Genomic DNA, 280 nt, shown 5'->3' with positions numbered 1-280 from the left:
TTGACGACTACATGCCAAGCACCCTGATGTACGATGCGATCCGGGGCGAGGAGGTGACTTTCAGCTACGGTACGATGGAGATCATCGAAATGACCGACTCGGAGGGCAACGAGGTCGAGAACACGGACTGGGACCGTCCGGGCTACGACGTGTACGACACCGACGAGTTCACTGAGACTGTCGAGGAGACCGAGGACTACCAAGACTCGCTCAGAGACGACAGCGACACCAGTATTGGCATTCCAGGCGGCGATGATATCCCCGACTTTGGGACCGGATC

General features: G+C 57.9%; 1 protein-coding gene. It reads left to right on the top strand.

The window, feature by feature from the left end; translation table 11 throughout:
• Positions 1–11 precede the first annotated feature (11 nt).
• Positions 12–280: hypothetical protein (locus C482_RS13665; protein ID WP_152422014.1), on the top strand; the 269-nt coding region annotated here is incomplete at its 3' end.

The sequence above is a fragment of the Natrialba chahannaoensis JCM 10990 genome, from assembly GCF_000337135.1.
In the GTDB taxonomy this organism is placed as follows: Archaea; Halobacteriota; Halobacteria; order Halobacteriales; family Natrialbaceae; genus Natrialba; species Natrialba chahannaoensis.
Note: the sequence above shows the minus strand (reverse complement) of the source record. Positions and strands in the feature narration are given on the sequence as shown.